The 19,089-nt window shown below is 71.4% G+C and carries 14 protein-coding genes; 2 read left to right on the top strand and 12 right to left on the bottom strand.

Annotated features, from left to right (window positions below):
- The first annotated feature begins 17 nt into the window (after window positions 1–17).
- The gene (locus tag BMW88_RS10675; protein ID WP_089950484.1) at window positions 18–419 is read left to right on the top strand and encodes a hypothetical protein; all 402 of its coding nucleotides are present in this window, start codon (window positions 18–20) and stop codon (window positions 417–419) included.
- 19 nt (window positions 420–438) lie between these two features.
- On the opposite strand, the gene BMW88_RS10680 is transcribed toward BMW88_RS10675, so the two are convergent.
- The 3 genes from BMW88_RS10680 to BMW88_RS10690 all read right to left on the bottom strand — a co-directional run bounded on the left by BMW88_RS10680 (window position 439) and on the right by BMW88_RS10690 (window position 3,117).
- Window positions 439–969, bottom strand: a complete 531-nt coding sequence (locus BMW88_RS10680) for a hypothetical protein (protein ID WP_089950485.1) — start codon at window positions 967–969, stop codon at window positions 439–441.
- A gap of 21 nt (window positions 970–990) precedes the next feature.
- A complete protein-coding gene (locus BMW88_RS10685; protein ID WP_089950683.1) occupies window positions 991–2,016 on the bottom strand; it encodes a LacI family DNA-binding transcriptional regulator in 1,026 nt (341 codons plus the stop codon).
- Between the two features lie 78 nt (window positions 2,017–2,094).
- Window positions 2,095–3,117, bottom strand: a complete 1,023-nt coding sequence (locus BMW88_RS10690) for a GNAT family N-acetyltransferase (protein ID WP_245777696.1) — start codon at window positions 3,115–3,117, stop codon at window positions 2,095–2,097.
- Between the two features lie 72 nt (window positions 3,118–3,189).
- On the opposite strand from BMW88_RS10690, the gene BMW88_RS10695 reads away from it, so the two are divergent.
- A complete protein-coding gene (locus BMW88_RS10695; protein ID WP_089950487.1) occupies window positions 3,190–4,392 on the top strand; it encodes an esterase-like activity of phytase family protein in 1,203 nt (400 codons plus the stop codon).
- Window positions 4,393–4,470: 78 nt separating this feature from the next.
- Here the strand turns inward: BMW88_RS10695 and BMW88_RS10700 are convergent, their stop codons facing one another.
- The 9 genes from BMW88_RS10700 to BMW88_RS10740 form a co-directional block, all read right to left on the bottom strand.
- Window positions 4,471–5,892, bottom strand: coding sequence for a GH1 family beta-glucosidase (locus tag BMW88_RS10700; protein ID WP_089950488.1), 1,422 nt, complete (start codon window positions 5,890–5,892; stop codon window positions 4,471–4,473).
- Between the two features lie 37 nt (window positions 5,893–5,929).
- On the bottom strand, window positions 5,930–6,754 hold the full coding sequence (locus BMW88_RS10705) for a carbohydrate ABC transporter permease (RefSeq protein WP_089950489.1): 825 nt from the start codon (window positions 6,752–6,754) through the stop codon (window positions 5,930–5,932).
- A gap of 7 nt (window positions 6,755–6,761) precedes the next feature.
- Entirely contained in the window at window positions 6,762–7,661 is a 900-nt protein-coding gene (locus BMW88_RS10710) for a carbohydrate ABC transporter permease (protein ID WP_342715051.1), read from the bottom strand.
- 74 nt (window positions 7,662–7,735) lie between these two features.
- Window positions 7,736–8,998 (bottom strand): ABC transporter substrate-binding protein, encoded by a 1,263-nt coding sequence (locus BMW88_RS10715; RefSeq protein ID WP_089950490.1) that lies wholly within the window; start codon window positions 8,996–8,998, stop codon window positions 7,736–7,738.
- Between the two features lie 441 nt (window positions 8,999–9,439).
- Window positions 9,440–11,956, bottom strand: coding sequence for an ABC transporter permease (locus BMW88_RS10720; protein ID WP_089950491.1), 2,517 nt, complete (start codon window positions 11,954–11,956; stop codon window positions 9,440–9,442).
- 5 nt (window positions 11,957–11,961) lie between these two features.
- The gene (locus BMW88_RS10725) at window positions 11,962–12,720 is read right to left on the bottom strand and encodes an ABC transporter ATP-binding protein (protein ID WP_089950492.1); all 759 of its coding nucleotides are present in this window, start codon (window positions 12,718–12,720) and stop codon (window positions 11,962–11,964) included.
- 119 nt (window positions 12,721–12,839) lie between these two features.
- Entirely contained in the window at window positions 12,840–15,803 is a 2,964-nt protein-coding gene (locus tag BMW88_RS10730; RefSeq protein ID WP_089950493.1) for a helix-turn-helix transcriptional regulator, read from the bottom strand.
- An 11-nt stretch (window positions 15,804–15,814) separates the two neighbouring features.
- The gene (locus BMW88_RS10735; protein ID WP_177221040.1) at window positions 15,815–15,967 is read right to left on the bottom strand and encodes a hypothetical protein; all 153 of its coding nucleotides are present in this window, start codon (window positions 15,965–15,967) and stop codon (window positions 15,815–15,817) included.
- Window positions 15,968–16,320: 353 nt separating this feature from the next.
- Window positions 16,321–19,083: an AfsR/SARP family transcriptional regulator gene (locus BMW88_RS10740; RefSeq protein ID WP_245777697.1), complete on the bottom strand. Its 2,763-nt coding sequence runs from the start codon at window positions 19,081–19,083 to the stop codon at window positions 16,321–16,323.
- Window positions 19,084–19,089: the final 6 nt, after the last annotated feature.

Below are 19,089 nucleotides of genomic sequence, written 5' to 3' on the forward strand. Positions count from 1 at the left end.
TTGTTAGGGTCCCAGTCGTGGCGACGCAGGCGAGGATCGGCCAGGCCGTGCTCGGGGTCCTGATGGTCGGCTGCCCCCTGACGGGCCTGTTCCCCGGACCGGTCCCGCTGCTCTTCGCGATCGCCGCCATCGGCACCGCCAACGCCGCGTTCCCCCTCATGCGCACCTTCGGCTCCGCACTCCTGGGTGGCGTGGCGGCCTCCTCGATCGCCCTCTCGTCGGTCCCGTTCGTCACCTGCTCCACGGAGCGCTTCACCGAGGTGTTCACCTGCACGGGTGACGCTCCGACGTGGCACCTGACCGGAACCGTGCTGGTGGCAGGCCTTTCCGGGGCCAGTCTGGTGCTCGCCCGGATGACAGTTCAGTGGGAGCGACCACTCAACCGCGAACCCCGGGGCGCCGATAAGGCAGGCAGGTGAGCGTTCTCCTGCGACCGGTTTACCCGCTAATGTGCCGTGCAGCGTGATCGCCTGACTTCCAACCGTGAGCATTGAGGAGGACTGCTGTGCGCGCACTGTGGGCCGCAGGTGGTTCCGCCGTGCTCGGGTCCGCGTTGCTCGGAGTGCTGGTCGGCATGGCGATCCACGGCGTCGCCGGCGACGACCCGCTGAGCCGCACGCCCGACTCCACCTGGATCCAGTCCACGTCCAGCACCCCGCCGAGCTCGACGCCGAGCCCGGTCCCCAGCAGCAGCGACGCCCCGGTGACCTCCACCAGCTCGCCCCCGAGCACGCAGCAGCCCCCGAAGAGGACCACCCCGCCGCCGGCCGTGACGAACCCGGAACCGCCACCGCCACCCCCGACGTCGACGACGACGGTGCCGCCCTCCTCTGGCTGGCCGTGCAGCCCGCTGAACCCGCTGCCACCGCCGACCTGCAAGAACCAGGGCGACGGCAGGTAGGCCCTCCGCCGGCGCTGGACGGCTTCTCCGAAGTAGTGGTGGTGCTGGGGGCAGACCCCCGGCACCACCCGCTCAACCGCCGAGTGGCATCAAGCGGACTCCCGCCGCACCAGCACGGTGGGCAGCATCTCCTTCTTGGTCTTGACGGTCTCGTCCCTGAGCAGCTTCATCAGGTGCTCGACCATGTGCTTGACCTGCTCGTCGGAGTCCTGCCGGACGGAGGTCAGCGGCGGGGACGTGTGCTCGGCGATGGCGACGTGGTCGTCGAACCCGACCACCGCGACGTCCTCGGGCACCCGCTTCCCGGCCTCCTGCAGGGTCTCCAGCGCCCCGGCGGCCATGAGGTCGGAAGCGACGAACACGGCGTCCAGCGCCGGCACCTTGGCCAGCAGCGCCGCCATCGCCTTGCGCCCGCCCTCGCGGGTGAACCCGCCGTCCTCGGTGACCCGGGCGATCCCCTTGTCGTCCAGCGACAGGGCGGTCTTGAACCCGTTGAGCCGGTCGATGGCCGACAGCTCGTCCGCGGGCCCGGCGACGTGCACGATCTTCTTTCGCCCCAACGACTTCAGGTGTTCGGTGGCCAGCACGGCGCCACCCTCGTTGTCGTTGTCCACGAGGTGCATGCCCCGCAGCGAACCCCAGGGCTTGCCGGCGTAGACCACCGGCAGCGGCAGCTTCTTCACGATCGACACGAGCTGGTCGTTGCGGTGCGGCGCGAACACCAGGGCGCCGTCGACGTGCCCACCGGCCAGGAAGCGGTGCGCGCGGGCCTGGTCGTCGAGCGAGTGCACCAGCATGAGCACCATCTGCACGTCGGCGTCGGCCAGCGCACGGGCACCGGCACGGATCAGGCGGGCGAAGTGCGGGTCGTCGAAGATCTTGGGCTCCGGCTCGGAGAACACCACCGCGACGGCGCCCGTGCGACGTGTGACCAACGCGCGGGCTGCGCGGTTCGGCTGGTAGCCCAGGGCGTGGACGGCGGCGTTGACCGCTTCCAGTGCCTCGGGGCTGACCCGCGGGGACGCGTTCAGCACTCGTGACGCCGTGGCGCGGGAAACCCCAGCCCGCGCGGCAACGTCCTCCAGCGTCGGACGCGCGTGGTTGGACACGAGCACCACCACTCCTCGATGAAAACCTTTGAGTCGCAGGTCAGCTTAGCCGCAAGCGATCTCCGAGGAGGGTTTCCGCGCTGTTCACCGTGTTTTTTCGGCCGCGTCCGCCGTGATCGGCGTCTTCAGGGCACGCCCTCGCGGCGCGATCGAAACCCGGAGCAGTCCGTCCTCCCGGCGTGTCGTGGCGGGCAGGCCCGCTTTCGCGGCCGTGCGCACCAGGGCGGTCTCCGTCGGCAGGCACCACGCGACGAGCTCGGAGTAGCCGGCGGCGCGGGCGTCCGCCGCCAGTGCGCCGAGCAGGGCCGTGCCGACACCCCGGTGCTGCCACGCGTCTTCGACCAGCAGCGACACCTCGGCGCAGTCCGGTGTGCCGGTCTGGATGAGCTGGCCCAGTGCCACGACCCGGTCCGCGCACTGGGCGAGGACGGTGGTGCCGCGGGGCGGGTTGAGCAGGCGGTGCAGCCACCGGCGCGGCACCGTGCGCATGCCGGAGTGGTAGCGGTTGAACAACGTCCTCATGGAACAGCGGGCGTGCAGGTCGGCGACGGCGTCCTCGTCGGAGCTCCCGCCGGGGCGCAGGACCAGCGCCACACCGTCGTCGCTCAGCACTCCCCGCAGCGAGGGCGCCGGCGCGTCCACGACGTCGAGCAACGCCCGCGCCCGCGCCAGTTCCACCTGGGTGAACCCGGCCCAGCCGCGGCGGGCCGCCCACTGGCCGAGCTGGACCTGGCCGGCACCGGCCTCGCCGACCGTCACCGCGTCGGCGGCCAGCACCTGGCGCAGCGCGTCCGCCGTCTTCTCCGGATCGGTCAAGGCCGTCCTCGCGGCGCGCAACGCCGCCGTCGGTTCGTCCACGAGGTCCCGCAGGTCGGCGCCGGTGATACCGACGCTCTTGGCGCCCTCGCCGCGCACGGCCTCGACCAGGTCGGCGGGGAGGACGCCCTCGCCCGCCCGCACGACGATCTCGTCGAGCACTCCGCCGGGGACGGGGATCACGTGCAGCGCGAGGACGTTGCAGTCGGCCGCCGCCAGCCGGACGGTCACGCGCGCGAGCGCGCCGGGGCTGTCGCTGAGTTCGAAGCGCATGCGCCAGGTCGTCGTCATGCACCAAGAGTTCATGGAACTTGTTGCCGCGACGCGAACCACGCGTAAATCGATCGACATAGGGTTCGCGGTATGAGGAGAACTCTGGCCGCAGGCCTCACCCTGCTCACCGTCACCGCGCTGGCCACGCCCACCACCGCCGCCGCCGAGGAAGCGGCGAGCGGGAAGGGCCGGGGGATGGCCGCGTTGACCGGCTTCGCCTTCCTGCCGGCGCAGACCTTCGTCCCCGGCAGCGAACCGAGCGGCGCGGCACTGGGGACGACGCCGGTCAACGGCGTCACGCCGCCGTTCGCGGACCAGCCGGTCCAGGGTTTCAGCGGTCTCGTCCGCAACAGCGACGGCACCTTCGACGCCATCTCCGACAACGGGTACGGCACGAAGGCCAACAGCGCGGACTTCCTGCTGCGCATCCACCGCATCGCGCCCGACTTCGCGAAGAACACCGTCGACGTGCTCGGCGGCATCACGCTGACCGACCCGAACGGCCACATCCCGTTCCCGCTGACCAGGCCGGACCGGGTGATCACCGGTGCGGACATCGACATCGAGTCGGTCACCAGGGGAGCTGACGGCACCTACTGGATGGGCGACGAGTTCGGCCCGTACCTGCTGCACTTCGACCGCGCCGGGCGCCTGCTGGCACCGCCGGTGCCGCTGCCCGGCGTACGCGCGCCCGAGAACCCGGCCGGCAGCCCCAACCTGGGCGGCAGCAAGGGCTTCGAGGGGCTGACCCTCTCCCCCGACGGGAAGACGCTCAACGCGCTGCTGGAGGGCACCGTCGCCGGTGACGCGCCGGGCACGCTGCGGCTCAACGAGTTCGACGTCGCCGGCAACGCCTTCACCGGCAAGACGTGGCGCTACCGGCTGGAGGACCCGAACTTCGCGATCGGTGACGCCATCGCCGTCGACGCCAACCGGTTGCTCGTCATCGAACGCGACAGCGCCCAGGGCGCGGACGCGCTCGTCAAGCGCGTCTACCTCGCCGACAAGCGCGACCGCGACCGCGACGGCGTGCTCGACAAGACGATGGTCGCCGACCTGCTGAACCTCGCGAACCCGAAGCGCCTCGGCGGGCACGCGGACCCGTTCAGGTTCCCGTTCGTGACGATCGAGGACGTCACGATCCTCGACGACCGCACGATCGCCGTGCTCAACGACAACAACTTCCCGTCGTCGTCGGGCCGCACGCCGGGCAGGCCGGACGACAACGAGTTCATCACCGTCCGGCTCGCGGAGAACCTGCACGCCGACCCGCGCGTGCTGCGCAGGCGATAACCGAGAGAGCGCTCTCACCTGCGGCGCGGCCGTGCCCGCGGGTGAGAGCGCCGGACCCCCTCGGTCCCATGAGGTGCGTCAGACGGTGTAACCGTGGGCGGGAAGCCCGTTCTGCCGGATGATCCGGGAGAGCGTGACCGCGCTCTCCTTGACCGTGCGCTGCTGCGTCTCGAAGTCGACGTGCACGATCCCGAACCGCTGCGAGTACCCGGCCGCCCACTCGAAGTTGTCGAGCAGCGACCACGCGAGGTAGCCGCGGACGTCGGCGCCTTCCGCGATCGCCCTGTGCACCGCGCGGACGTGGTCCACCAGGTACTTCGTCCGCTGGACGTCCACGACGCGGCCCGCAGGGTCGACGACGTCGGGGAACGCGGACCCGTTCTCCGTGACCACGAGCGGCACCCCGCCCGCGTCGCGGGACAGCCGCACGAGCAGCTCGGTGAACGCGTCTGCGTTCTGCTCCCACCCGAAGCCGGTGAGCTCTCCCCGCGGCGGCTGCACAACCGCACCGCGCAGCCCCGCGTGCGGCCCGGCCGGCACGAAGCCGGGATCGGCCGGCGCGACCCTGGTCGGGCTGTAGTAGTTCACGCCGATCCAGTCGACCGGGGTCGCGATGGTCTCCATGTCACCGTCGCGGACCACGTTCGTCCAGTCGCCGAGCCACGCCGTGTCCTGCAGGACGTCGAGCGGGTAGCCGCGCCCGCAGACCGGGTCGAGCAGGATGCGGTTCTGCAGGCCGTCGACCTTGCGGACCGCTTCCCGCGACGCCTCCGAGTCGTCCTCGCCCCAGACCGTGCTGAAGTTGAGCACGATCGACAGCCGGTGCGACTCGGGCGCCTGCGCCCGCAACGCCTGCGTGGCCAGACCGTGCGCCAGCAGCAGGTGGTGCGCCGCCTCCAGGGACGCCACGGCGTCGGTGATGCCCGGCGCGTGGATCCCGTTGCCGTAGCCCAGGAACGCCGAGACCCACGGCTCGTTCAGCGTGGTCCAGGCCTGCACCCGGTCGCCGAGCCGGTCGTGCACGACGGTGGCGTACTCGGCGAAGCGGTAGGCCGTGTCGCGGTTGCGCCAGCCGCCGAAGTCCTCCAGCACCTGCGGCAGGTCCCAGTGGTACAGCGTGACCAGCGGCTGGATGTCCTTCTCCAGCAACGAGTCCACGAGCCGGTCGTAGAACGCGAGGCCGCGCTCCTCCACCGCGCCGCTGCCGGTGGGCTGAACGCGGGGCCAGGCGACGGAGAACCGGTACGCGGCGAGCCCGAGCGACGCCATGAGGTCCACATCGGACTGGTAGCGGTGGTAGTGGTCGCAGGCCGGGTCGCCCGTGTCGCCGGCCAGCACCTTGCCGGGCGTCGCCGCGAACGTGTCCCAGATCGAGGCGCCGCGACCGTCCGCGGTGGTCGCGCCCTCGATCTGGAACGCCGCGGTCGCGGCGCCCCACAGGAAGTCCGGCGGGAACGCCAGCACCTCGCGCCCGACCTCGACCTCCGAGTCGGTCGTCATACGTTCACTTCCCTCGTGGCTTGGTCGCTGCTGTGTGTCATCCCTTGACGGCGCCCTGCATGATGCCGCCGACGATCTGGCGGGACAGCAGGACGAAGATCGCGATCACCGGCAGCACCGCCAGCGTGGCGCCGGCGAGCATCAGCGAGTAGTCGGTGTAGTAGCCGCTGGCCAGCGTCGACAGCGCCACCTGGACGGTCGGGCTGTCGTTGGGGTCCAACACGATCAACGGCCAGAAGAAGTCGTTCCACGAGGTCATGAACGTGAACATGCCCAGCACCGCCGCCTGCGGCCGCACCGCGGGGAAACCGACGTGCCAGAACGTCCGCAGCACCGAGCACCCGTCGACGCGCGCCGCCTCGATCAGCTCGTACGGCACGGTCTCCTCGCAGGCCTGGCGCATCCAGAACACGGCGAACGACCCGATCAGCACCGGCACGATGACCGCCTGCAGCGTGCCGTACCAGTCGAGGTCCGACATCAGCATGTACAGCGGGATCACGCCGAGCTGCGTCGGCACCATCGCGGTCCCGAGCACGACCAGGAACAGCGAGTCGCGTCCCCGGAACCGCAGCCGCGCGAACGCGAAGCCCGCGAGCGTGCCCAGCACGACGTTCGAGATCGCCACGGTCGAGGCCACCACGAAGGAGTTCTGCATGGCGAGCCAGAAGTCGACGGTGTCGAAGACGCGGGTGACGTTCTCGACCAGGTTGCCACCGGGGACCAGCGGCGGGACCCTGTCGCCGAGGACGGAGTTGTCCTTCGACGCCACGATGAACGAGTAGTACAGCGGGAAGATCGACGCCGCGAGCACGGCGACCAGGAACCCGTAGAGCAGCGGTCCTGCCTTGGCGTTCTTCATCGAGCGATCACTCCTTGCCCGCGATGCGCCGCGTCAGCGTGAAGTTGACGATCGCGACCAGCAGGACGACCACGAACAGCATCCACGCGACCGTGGCCGCGTACCCGGCGTCGAACAACCGGAAGCCCTTCTCGTACATGTAGAGCACCAGCGTCTGGAACTGCCGGTCGGAGCCGCCGGTCGAGTTGTTCGCGGCGAACCCGGGGTCGAACAGCGCGGGCTCGGCGAACAGCTGCAGACCACCGATGGTCGACGTGACGACGGTGAACAGGATCGTCGGGCGGATCGACGGCACGGTGATCGACCAGAACATGCGCCAGCGCGACGCACCGTCCAAAGTGGCCGACTCGTACATGTCCCTGGGCACCGACTGCATGGCCGCCAAGTAGAGCAGCGCGTTGTAGCCGGTCCAGCGCCACATCACCATCGTGGACACCGCGAGGTGCGAGGCCCACGTCTCCGCGCGCCAGTCGACCGGGTCGATGCCGACGAGACCCAGCAGGAAGTTCACGATGCCGAAGTCGCGGCCGAAGAACTGCGCGAACACCAGTGCCACCGCGGCGACCGAGATGACGTTGGGCAGCAGCACACCGGCGCGCCAGAACGCGCTCCCGCGCAGGCCGCGGTCGAGCAGTGCCGCGAGGCCCAGTGCCGCGAGCAGCTGCGGCACCGTCGAGAGCACGAACAGGCTGAGCGTGTTGACCAGCGCGTTCCAGAACTTCGGGTCGCCGAACAGCTCGGCGTAGTTGGCGAGACCGACGAATCCCTGGTTGCCGTCGATCAGCTGCCACTCGTGCAGCGACACCCACGCCGTGTACAGCAACGGGTAGAGCCCGAAGATCCCGAACACCACGAAGAACGGCGCGATGATCAGGTACGGCGTGTACTTGGCGTCCCAGTGGCTCAGCCTGAAGCGCTTCGGTTCCTTGGAGGACGAGACCGAGACGGCCGGGGCCGCCTCGGTCTCCGTGCGGACAGCCGTCACTTGGCGGCGTCCGTCGCTTCCTTGAGCGCCTGCGTCCAGGCCTCGGCGGTGGACTGCTTGCCCTGCTCGACGCGGGTCAGCGCGGTGGCGAACACCGGTCCGACCTTCGAGTCCTTCGTGCCGCGGTAGGTCGGCTTGAGCGACTCGGCGGAGGTGGCGAAGATCTTGCCCACCGGAGCGGAGTTGAAGTACTCGTTGACCGTCGCCTGCACCTCGGCGTCCTGGTAGACCTTCGGCTGGCTCGGCAGGTTGCCGGTCTCCTTGAAGATCCGCTTCTGCTGCTCGGGCGCCGTCAGCCACTTGGCCAGCTCGTAGGCCTCCTTGGGGTGCTTGCCCTGCTTCGGGATCGCGAGGAACGAGCCGCCCCAGTTGCCGCCGCCACCGGGCGCCGTCGTCACGTCCCACTTCCCGGCCGCCGCGTCGCCGGCACCCGCCTTGATCAGCGCGAGCGCCCAGGCCGGGCAGGTGGTGGTGGCGAACGAGCCCTGCTTCAGCGCGACGTTCCACTCCTGGCTGAACGGTTCGAGGGCACCGGTCTGCTGCTTGACGCCCAGCGCCGCCGCCGTCTCGAAGGCCGTCTTGACCTTGTCGTTCTTCTCCGCGATGTACGAGTCGTCCTTCGCGAAGTAGCCCTCCTCGGTCTGGTCGAGGATGGCCTTGTAGACGTTGCGGCCGGTGTCGACGAACTTCACGTTCGGCGTGGCGGCCGTGAACTGGTCCGCGACCTTCGCGTAGTCGGCCCAGGTCGGCCACAGCTTCGCGACGGCCTCGCGGTCCGTCGGCAGCTTGGCCGCCTCGAACAGGTCGCGGCGGTAGCAGAGCCCGAGGCTGCCCATGTCCGTGCCCAGCCCCAGCACGAACTCACCGCCGTCGGCGGTGCCCTGGTTCCACTTCCAGGCCGCCCACTGGTCCTTCAGGTCCTTCGCCCCGTACTCGGCGAGGTTCACGAACTTGTCCTTGGAGGCGCGGAACTGCGAGACCACGCCCTCTTCGAGAGCGACGATGTCCGCGGCGCCACGGCCACCCGCGAGCTGGGTCGCGAGCTGCGTGTTGTGCTGCTCCATCTTGACCTTGCGCTGCTCGATCTTGAGGTTCGGGTGCGAGGCCTGGTACTCCTCGATGAGCTTGTCGTACCCGAAGTCGGAGAAGAGGCCCAGCGACAGCTCGATCTTGCCGTCGGCCCCGGAACTCCCGCCGCACCCGGCAGCCAGAACCATCACGAGGGTCGCAGCGACGCTGCCGACCAGCCTTGTGCTCATCCGTCCTCCTCGACGGCGCCGGTGTGGCGCAGCTAACTGTGGTGAGAGCGCTCTCACACTCAACCGGCGAGGCGCGGGTGTCAAGCGGTCGACATCGTTCCGTAACTTTGTCGAGGTAGGCAACAAAAACCTTCGCCCGATCGGTGAGCGTCTCAACCGGACCGGCCCCGGCCACCGGCGGGAACGACGAAGAGGGACGACCGGGCCCTCGCTCCGGTCGTCCCCCACCCCAGGTAGAGGGGGTTTCGCGCAGAAGATGACGCGTGTCCCCGAAATTTTTTCAGGTGGGTCCGCCGGACGCCGGACCCACCGCGCGCACAGCGGAGGCCCGGTGCCCCGACAGCACCGGACCTCCGCCGATCCCCCGGTCGTGCGGCCCCTGTTCCGCACGCCCGAACCCGTCCGGCCCCGCCCCCGACAGCGAGGGGCGGACGGGGTGTCCTACGCCTCCGCCATGCCCGCGACCACGGAGTTCCTGGCCGCCCGGCGAGCGGGGAGGGCCGCCGCGAGGACGGCCGCGACCACGGCCAGCCCGAGCATGATCCCGATCTGGCCGAACGGGACGGAGAAGCTGATCCGGAACTCCGCGTTGGAGATCGCCTCGACCAGCAGCCACCCGAACCCGGCGCCGAGCACCACCCCCACGACCGCGCCGATCAGCGCCATCAGGATCGACTCGACCACCAGCATCTGGCGCAACTGGCCTCTGGTGAGGCCGAGCGCCCGCAGCAGGGCCGACTCGCGGGTCCGCTCCAGCACCGACAGCGTGAGCGTGTTCGCGATGCCGAACAGGGCGATGACCAGCGCCAGTCCGACGAGCGCCCAGATGAACAGCAGGACCTGGTCGATCTGCGCGTTCAGCTCGGCCTTGGTCTCCGCCGCGGAGTTCAGCACCGCGACCGGCGACGAGGCGATGGCGCGCTCCAGGTTGGCGCGGGCCGCCGTGATGTCGGTGCCGGGCGCGAGCTTCACCAGCAGCTTCTGGTAGCCCTTCGGCCCGTCCACCGCCAGCCCCTGAGCGGAGCCGAGCGTCACGATGCCCGTGCCGAAGCCGTCGTCCTTGAGCAGCGAGACGACCTTGAAGTCCTTGCCGCCGAGCTGCACCGTCGACCCGACCGAGAGGCCCGCCTTCTTGGCGTCCTTCTCGCGCATCGCGATCTCGCCGTCCTTCACGGCGCCGAGAGGCCCGGTGGTCGTCTCCGCGCGGACCAGCGAGCCGATCGCGTCGGCCGGGTAGCCGGTCACGTAGGCGTACTCGAGCTGCGGCGACTCGGTGGACGCGGAGAGCTCCGGCGCGATCTTCGCGACGTCGTCCACCTTGGCGATCTCGTCGGCGAGCTTCTGGGTCAGCGGCTGGCTGTAGACGTTCGAGGTGATCTCGTAGTCGGCCGGGAACCGCTTGTCGACCTGCTGGTTCATCGTCTCGCGGCCACTGCCCGCCACGACCGTGACCATCGCGACGATGGTCACGCCGATCATCAGCGCCGCGGTGGTGGCGGCGGTGCGCTTGGGGTTGCGGCCCGCGTTGGCCGAGGCCAGCCTGGCCGGGACGCCGCGCAGCGCCTTGCCGAACAGCCGGTTGATCGGACCCACGTAGAGAGGGCCGAGGAACAGCACCGCGAGCAGCAGCACCATCGTGGCGCCACCGGTGATGAACAGCGCGGGTTCTTCCTTCTCCTGCTGCAGGCCGAAGTAGCCCGCGGCGCCGCCGACCAGCGCGATCAGCGTCGCGAGGACGATCCGGACCTTGCCGGTGCGGGCCACGTCGTCCTGGCTGTCCGGCTGCGAGCGCAGGGCGGCCACCGGGGCGACCTTCGTGGCGCGGCGTGCCGGCAGCACGGCCGAAAGCACCGTCACGACGACACCGACGCCGAAGCCGGCGGCGATCGTCACCCACGAGATCGGCAGGCGGATCTCGACGTCGTCCCCGCTGGGGCCGCCCACCGTGCTGATGAGGCCCTGCAGGCCCGCCGAGACGCCGAGTCCGCCGAGGATGCCCAGCACGGACGCCGCGAGGCCCATGAAGACCGCTTCGGCGAGCACGCTGCGGAACACCTGGCCGCGGTCCGCTCCGACGCAGCGCAGCAGCGCGAGCTCCTTCGTGCGCTGGGCGACGAGGATCGTGAAGGTGTTGTAGATGACCAGGCCCGCCACGATGAGCGAGATCGCGGCGAACGCGAGCAGGAAGGTCCTGATCTCGCCGGCGGCGTCGCCGACCTGCGCGAGCGTCTCCTGCGTGAGCTGCTCACCGGTCTGCACCGCGTAGCCGGTGCCGATGGCGGCCTTGATGTTGTCGACGAGTTGCTGCTGGGACACGCCGTCCTGGGCAACGGCCACGATCTCGTAGACGTGCTGCTTGGGGATGACCGTGCGCAGGCCCTCCGGCGACACCACGACGTGGTCGATGCCGGACGTCGAGATCTTGCTCGTACCCTGCTGGTAGGTGCCGACGACGGTGAACGCGCGCTCGGCGTTCTCCTCGTCGAGCAGCTTGAGCCGGTCCCCGACTTTGATCTTCGCGACCTGCGCCGTCTTGACGTCGATCGCGGCCTCGTCGGCCTTGACCGGGAACTTGCCGTCCTTCAGGTTGAAGTCGCGCAGCTTCTCGGTCGTCGGCAGCGGCTGCACCATCGCGTTGCGCGCCTTGCCGTCACTGCCGAGCAGCGCCGCGCTGCCGAACTCGCGGGCGTCCGCGCCGGCCACGCCCCGCGTCGAGCGGATCTTCTGCACGAACTCGGCGGGGATGCCGTTGTCGCGGTCCGGGCTGTTCTCCGACAGGTGCACCGCGGCGTCGACGTTGCGGGCGCTGCGGGCGAAGTTGTCCCTGGTCTGCGCCTCGACGGCGTCGCCGAGCACCAGCGTGCCCGTCACGAACGCGACGCCGAGCGCGATGGCGATGCTGGACAGCACCAGCCTCGCCGTGCGGGCCCGCAGGCCCGCGAGGATGGTCTTCAGCATCTACCTCACGCCCCCAGGTGCGTGAGGGCGTTCACGACGGACTCGGTGGTGGGCTGGTGGATCTCGCCGGCGAGGCGGCCGTCGGCGAGCAGCACCACGCGGTCGGCGTAGCTCGCGGCCACCGGGTCGTGCGTCACCATGATCACGGTCTGGCCCAGCTTGCGGACCGACATGCGCAGGAAGTCGAGGACCTCGGCGCCGCTGCGGGAGTCCAGGTTGCCGGTCGGCTCGTCGGCGAAGATCACCTCGGGCCGGGCGACGAGGGCGCGGGCACAGGCCACGCGCTGCTGCTGGCCGCCGGACAGCTCGGTCGGGCGGTGGGTGAGGCGGTCGCGCAGTCCGAGGACGTCGACGATCGTGTCGAACCACTGCTTGTCGGGCTTGCGGCCGGCGAGCTCGAGACCCAGCAGGATGTTCTGCTCGGCGGTCAGCGTCGGCAGCAGGTTGAAGGCCTGGAACACGAAGCCGACGCGGTCGCGGCGCAGCTTGGTGAGGTCCTTGTCGCTGAGCTTGGTGATCTCGGTCTGTCCGATGTGGATGGCTCCGCTGTCCACGGTGTCGAGTCCCGCGAGGCAGTGCATCAGGGTGGACTTGCCGGACCCGGACGGGCCCATGATCGCGGTGAACCGTCCGGCCTGGAACGCGACGTTGATGCCGTCCAGCGCCCTCACCGCGGTGTCGCCCTTGCCGTAGACCTTCACCAGGTTGTGGGCTGTCGCGGCGGTAGTGCCGACGGCTCCGACATCGGACACCAGTGCAGACATGTCGCTTGCCTTCCTCACAGGGGATGTTCCTTGCTGAGGAAGAAGCTAGGAGTCCGCCGGGTGCGCGGACATCAACTCGGCGACGCGTCGCGCATCAGCCTGAGGTATGACAACCGGCGCTATTCCAGCAGACCCCGGTCGTACGCGATGGCCACCGCCTCCGCCCGCCGGGACGCGCCCAGCTTCGCCATGATCCGGGAAAGGTGCACGGAGACCGTCTTCTCGCTGATGTAGAGCTCCTCGCCGACCTCGCGGTTCGTGCGCCCGGCGGCCACCAGCCCGAGCACCGCCCGTTCGCGCGGGGTGAAGAGGTCGGCCCGCTCCCGCACGGGTTCGTCCGCCCTGAGGGCGATCCGGGCCCGCTTGGCGCACGCCGCGACGGCCTCCGCGAGCGGCTTGGCGCCCAGCCCGGTCGCCACCTCACCGGCCAGGCGGAGCTGCTCGGCGGCCTCGTCGCGGCGATCCGCCCCGAGCAACGCCTCCGCGAGCCGCCACCGGCACAGCGCCTGCTCGAAGACCAGGCCGTAGCCGAACCCGTCGACGGCGGCCCGCCACAGCTCCGGGTCTCCGGCACCGGTCAGCCGGGACTCCTCGGCGAGCGCGCGGGCGAGCCACGCCCTGCCCTCCGGTCCGAGCTCGCCGGAGCGCGGGACGCCGTTCTTCGCGGTGAGCCTGACGTGCTCGGCCAGCTCGCGGCCGGACTCGACGGCGCGCTGCTCGGCCTCCGCGTCGCGTTTGCGGCGGGCCTTGGCCGCGAGGTCGGCGTACCCGGCGACGCCGACCGCGCCGATCCGGATGTCCGCGAGCACCCACGGCCCGCCGAGCTTGCCCGTCCACGCCAGCGCGTCCGCGACCCGTTCGACGGCGAGCTCCGGCCGGCCGCGCCACAGCGCGAGCTCACCGCCGGTGCCGCCGGTGATCAGTGCGATCTGGATGTCGCGGTGCCAGTCGTGGCGCAGCTTGGTGATCACGCGTTCGGACTCGGCCAGGTCGCCGCGCGAGACCGTGAGGTGCGTGCCCGCGGCGGCGAGACGCGCGTGGACCGTGGAGGACACGGACATGCCGGGCGGTTCGCTCGCCCACTCCGCGGCGGACCAGTCGCCGCAGTAGTAGTGCACGAGCACCTGCAGGATGCGGATCTCCAGGCCGAACGTGCTCCAGGTCAGGCCGGTCTCCTGGGCGCGCTCGCCCGCGAGGGTGTAGACGCGGGCGGCTTCGGCCAGCTCGCCCGAGTCGTAGTACATCAGGCCGAAGTAGTACCAGGCGCGCAGTTCGGTGTTGACCGCCCCGACCTCGCGCGCGCTCTCGATCGCCCGCTCGAAGTGCGTCCTCGCCTCGTCGTGCCGGCCCGCGTGGTCGTCGAGGATGCCGAGCGTGCCCAGCGCGTCCGCGACGGCACCGGGCGCGTTCGCCCGGCGGCCGTCCGCGATGGCCTGCTCGGCGAAGTCCCTGGCCTGCGCGTGCTTCCTCTGCTGGCGCAGCATCGACGCCATGCCGGCCAGCGTGCGGGCCCTGGTGGGACTCGGGTCCCGGTCGCGCACCAGCTCCCACGCCCCGGTCATCACCTCCTGGTGCTCGCGTTCGTTGCCGTCGAGGACCGCCAGCGCCTGCGAGAGCCGGAGCAGCACCTCCGCCTGCTCCTCCGGCGACTGGCCGTCGAGCGCGTCCTTGGCGCTGCGGCCGAACGCCACGGCTCGTTCCGGCTGCCCGGCCGTGCCCGCGACCCACGACGCCCGCCTCAGCAGCACGTACTCGTCCACATCGGACGGACGGTCCGCCGGCGCGACGGCGTTCCACAGGTTGAGCGCTTTCTCCAGGTGCTCCAACGACTCCGCGGGCGCGCCCGCCCGTTCGGACTCCTTGGCCGCCTTGATCGACGCCGTCAGCGCCTGCGCCAGGTCGTGGCTCTGGAAGGCGTGGTGGGCCAGTGCCGCGGCGGCGCCGCGCTCGTCGAGGTGCTCCGCCAGGTGCCGGGCGTAGGCGGCGTGCACCCGCACCCGTTCGCCGGGCAGCAGGTCGCCGTACACCGCTTCGCGCAGCAGCGCGTGGCGGAACATGTAGACCTCGTTGTCGTCCACGACTAGCAGGTGGTGCTGGACCAGCTCGCGCAACGCCGTGTCGAGCGCGACGTCCGCCATGCCCGCGACCTCGCGCAGCCGGTCGTGCCGCACCCGGCGGCCCCGCACCGAGGCGACCCGGACGACGTGCTGGGCCTCGGGGCTCAGCCGTTCCACGCGGCTGAGGAGCACGTCGGCGAGCGCGGAGGGCAGCGACCTGTCGTCGCACGTCGCCACCGCGATCAGTTCCTCGGCGAAGAACGCGTTGCCCTCCGACCGTTCCGCGACCTGCCGGACCACGTCCTGCGGCAGGTCGTCGGACAGCGCTTCGACGAACCGGCGCGCGTCCGCCGCGCTGAACGGCGAGAGGTCGAGGCGGTCGACGGCGGGCAGCCGGACCAGCTCGGAGAGCAGGGGGCGCAGCGGATGGCTGCGGTGCAGGTCGTCCGCGCGGTAGGTGCCGACGACCAGCAGGCGCTGGGAACGCAAGCGGGACAACAGGAACGACAGCAGGTACCGGGTCGAGGCGTCGGCCCAGTGCAGGTCCTCCACGACCAGCAGCACGCGCTGCCGTTCGGCGAGGTCGCCGAGCAGCCCGAGCACCGCGTCGAACAGCTGGAGCTGCCCCACGTCCTGCTCCGGCCTGCGGCCGGGGGTGAGGCTCGGCGCGATCATGCCGCCGGTGCCGGGCTCGCGTTCGGCGGGCAGCGCGAGCTGGGGCAGCATCATCGCGAGCGCCGGCCAGTTCGCCGTGTCCTCGAGAGGGCTGAGCGCCTCGGCGAACGGCAGGTACGGCAGACCGGTCTCGCCCGCGTCCAGGCACCGTCCCATGAGGACGAGGGTGTCGTCGGCGCTCGCCGCCAGCTCCTCGACCAGCCTCGTCTTGCCCACGCCCGCGTCACCGGCGAGCAGCACCGCCCCCGCGGTGCCGCGCCCGGCCTGCGCCAGCGCGGCGCGCAACCGGTTCAGCTCGCGGTCGCGCGCGACCAGGGGAATTCCGGAACCGAGGCGCGCCACGAGTGGCATGCTCGCACATGTCATGAGCCGGTGCCGCCGGGTTTCCGGGAGGTGCGGTGGATCACCCGCCCGGCCCGCGACGGCACCGGGCCGTCCGGCCGCCGCCCGCCGCACCGGGCGTTGCCGCACCGGCCGATCTCCGCTTCGACCGCCTCAGGGGTCCACTCCGCCATGACCACCACGGTCGTCCTGAGGCCCCACGTCCGGCATCGGACGATCACGCAGTCCCCGGCCAGGGACGCCCTCACCCCACCGGCCTGCCGCACCGGTGGCCGATCTCCACCCCGACAACCTCAAGGGCCCACTCCGCCACGACCACCACGGTCGCCCTGGAGCCCCACCCCGGCATCGGACGATCACGAAATCCCCCGGCCAGGGACGCCCTCACCCCACCGGGCGTTGCCGCACCAGTGGCCGATCTCCACCCCGACAACCTCAAGGGCCCACTCCGCCACGACCACCACGGTCGTCCTGAGGCCCCACGTCCGGCATCGGACGATCACGCAGTCCCCGGCCAGGGACGCCCTCACCCCACCGACACGGCTCGGGTCCTGGCCAGCCGGGCCCGCACACCGTCGGCCTCCGGCGCGCCCAGCTCGGTGAACAGGGCCAGCGCCCGCTGCCAGTGGGCCGCCGCCCCCGCGGCACCGAGCCGGTCGAACACCGCCGCCAGCCGGTCGTGCGCCAACGCCTGGTGGTACGGCGACACGGCGTCGCATGCCACCGCCAACGCCATCCTGGCCGACGACAGCGCGCCCTCCATGTCGCCCGTCTCCAGCAGGGCCGTGGAGAGGTCCACGTGGCACGCCGCCTCGCCGCACTGCTCGCCGACCTCGTGGTACATCCGCAGAGCGACGTGCAGCCACGGCATCGCGTCGTCGAAGCGTTGCGTCGTCAGGTACAGCAGGCCGAGGTGGTGGTGGGCGTTGGCCTCGGCCCACTTCGACCCGGCGACCCGCGAGATCTCCATGGCCTCGCGGTAGTGCGCCTCGGCCTCCTCGGCCCGCCCCAGGTCCTGGAGGGTGCCGGCGACCGTGGTGAGCGCTCGGGCCTGCTGGTGCACGTCCTCCTTGCGGCGGGCCACTTCCAGGGCACCGCGCTGGGCTTCCAGGGCCTCGTCGAAGCGTTCGGACTGCAGCAGGGCCACGCCCAGGTTGAACTGCATGACGAACCGCGCGTCGTCGTCGTTCAGCGCTGTCGCGGCCTGCAGCGCGGCTTCGGTGATGCGCAGGGAGGTCTCGCGCTCGGTCCGCAGCCACAGGTACCGCGACAACGTGTACGGCAGCTGCCAGGCGTGGACGTGCCAGCCGGACGCCGACGCGTGCTCGGTGGCGGCGATCAGGTTGGCGCGCTCGGCGTCGAACCACGCCATCGCGTCCGCGGCGCCGGACAGCGCCGGCACGTGGGCGGGGCGGTGCTCGGGCGCCACGAGGACGCTGCCGCGGTTGATCGGGAGCAGGCCGTCGGCCAGGTCCGAGCAGTGCAGGTAGTAGTCGAGCATGCGGCCGGTGGCGGCACGGCGTTCCGGTTCGGACAGCTCCCCCGCCAGCGTCTTGGTGTAGACGCGGACGATGTCGTGGGCGACGTGGCGGCCGGGTTCGCTGAGCGACAGCAGGTTCGCGGCCGTCAGGGCGTCCAGCGCGCGTTGGGCCTCGACCAGCGGGACGTCGCCCATCGCCGCCACGACGTGCGGGGTCAGGTCCGCGCCGGGGTGCAGGCCGATGATGGCCAGCAGCCGCGACGGCACGGCGGGCAACGCGCGGCGGGAAGCGTCCAGGGCGGCCCGCACGGTGCCCTCGCCGTCCTCCAGACCGAGCGCGGCCAGCCTGCCGTGCTCGTCCTGCAGCTCCTCGACCAGCTCGGCGACGGCGAGCCTCGGGGACACGGCGAGCCGGGCGGCGGCGATCCGCAACGCGAGCGGCAGGCCGTCGCACAGGGCGGCGAGCTGGCGCAGCGCGTGGGCCTCGACGTCCGAGCGGCCGGCGATGCGGCCCAGCACGTCGACGGCGGCGTCGGGGTCGAGCATGTCCAGCTCGATGAGCTTCGCCTCGACCTGCGCGACGAGACCGACCAGGCGGCGGCGCGACGTCACCACGACGCACGAGGGCGCGCCCGGCAGCAGCGGCAGCAGGTCGGCGGAGCTGCGGACGTTGTCGAGCATCACGAGCATGCGGCGGTCCGCGAGCAACGTCCGCAGCAACGCCGAGCGCTCGTCCACCGAGACGGGCGTGTCACCGGCCGGGACGCCCAGCGCGCGCAGGAACCGGTTGAGGACCTCGCCGATCTCCAGCGGCTCCCGGTTCGGGTCGTAGCCGTGCACGTCGACGTAGAGCTGGCCGTCCGGGAACTCCTCGCGCACCCGGTGCGCCCAGTGCAGCGCCAGGGCGGTCTTGCCCACGCCCGCCGGACCGGTCACCAGCAGCACCGGGCCGTCGTGGTCGCGCAGCACGGCGTCCATGCACGCCAGCTCGGCGGTGCGGCCGACCAGCGCGACGGGTGCGCGCGGGAGCTGCGCCGGGATCGTCCTCGGCGCGGGTTCCGCCGGGGTGGCCTGCTGCGGCACGCGGACCGGCGCTCGTTCCGGTTCGGGGCTGTCCCCCGCCAGCACGGCCTGGTGCACCCGGCGCAGCTCGGGACCGGGCTCGACACCGAGCTCGTCGATGAGCACGCGGCGGGCTTCGCGGTAGGCCGCCAGCGCCTCGGCCTGCCGGCCCGCCTGGACCAGCGCCCGCATCAGCAGCCCGTGACCGCGTTCGCGCAACGGGTGTTCGACGACCAACGCGCTCAGCTGCGAGACCAGCTCGGGGCCCTGCCCGATCGCGAGGCCCAGTTCGGCGCGTTCCTCCAGGACCGCCAGCCGGCGTTCCACGAGACGACCGCGTTCGACGTCGGCGAAGAGACCGGAGACGCCACCCAGCGGCTCGGCGCGGAACAGCGCCAGCGCGTCGTCCAGCTCGACCGCGGCTCCGGCGAGGTCCCCTGCCGCGCGCATCCGGTTCGCGAGCAGCACTTGGCGTTCGAACACGTCGAGGTCCAGAGCACCGGGCTCGACGCGCATCAGGTAGCCGTCGCCCACGGAGGTCAGCAGCTCGGCGGGAGCGCGGCGGGCGCGGGCGGGCTCCAGCGCCCGGCGCAACCCCGCGACATAGGTCTGGACCAAATTCACCGCGCTCGACGGCACGTTGTCGCCCCAGACGGCCTCGATGATCTGCCCGCGGCTCACCGGGCTGTTGCGCGCCAGCAGCAGCACCGCGAGGACGGCCCGCTGCTTCGCAGCACCGAGATCCACCTCTTG

The sequence above is a fragment of the Lentzea xinjiangensis genome (assembly GCF_900110955.1).
Lineage (GTDB): Bacteria > Actinomycetota > Actinomycetes > Mycobacteriales > Pseudonocardiaceae > Lentzea > Lentzea xinjiangensis.

Coding starts and splice junctions, on each gene's coding strand:
- BMW88_RS10690 (WP_245777696.1), bottom strand. CDS start 3,117: ATGACGACGACCTGGCGCATGCGCTTCGAACTCAGCGACAGCCCCGGC.
- BMW88_RS10715 (WP_089950490.1), bottom strand. CDS start 8,998: ATGAGCACAAGGCTGGTCGGCAGCGTCGCTGCGACCCTCGTGATGGTT.
- BMW88_RS10695 (WP_089950487.1), top strand. CDS start 3,190: ATGAGGAGAACTCTGGCCGCAGGCCTCACCCTGCTCACCGTCACCGCG.
- BMW88_RS10725 (WP_089950492.1), bottom strand. CDS start 12,720: ATGTCTGCACTGGTGTCCGATGTCGGAGCCGTCGGCACTACCGCCGCG.
- BMW88_RS10730 (WP_089950493.1), bottom strand. CDS start 15,803: ATGCCACTCGTGGCGCGCCTCGGTTCCGGAATTCCCCTGGTCGCGCGC.
- BMW88_RS10735 (WP_177221040.1), bottom strand. CDS start 15,967: ATGGCGGAGTGGACCCCTGAGGCGGTCGAAGCGGAGATCGGCCGGTGC.
- BMW88_RS10720 (WP_089950491.1), bottom strand. CDS start 11,956: ATGCTGAAGACCATCCTCGCGGGCCTGCGGGCCCGCACGGCGAGGCTG.
- BMW88_RS10705 (WP_089950489.1), bottom strand. CDS start 6,754: ATGAAGAACGCCAAGGCAGGACCGCTGCTCTACGGGTTCCTGGTCGCC.
- BMW88_RS10700 (WP_089950488.1), bottom strand. CDS start 5,892: ATGACGACCGACTCGGAGGTCGAGGTCGGGCGCGAGGTGCTGGCGTTC.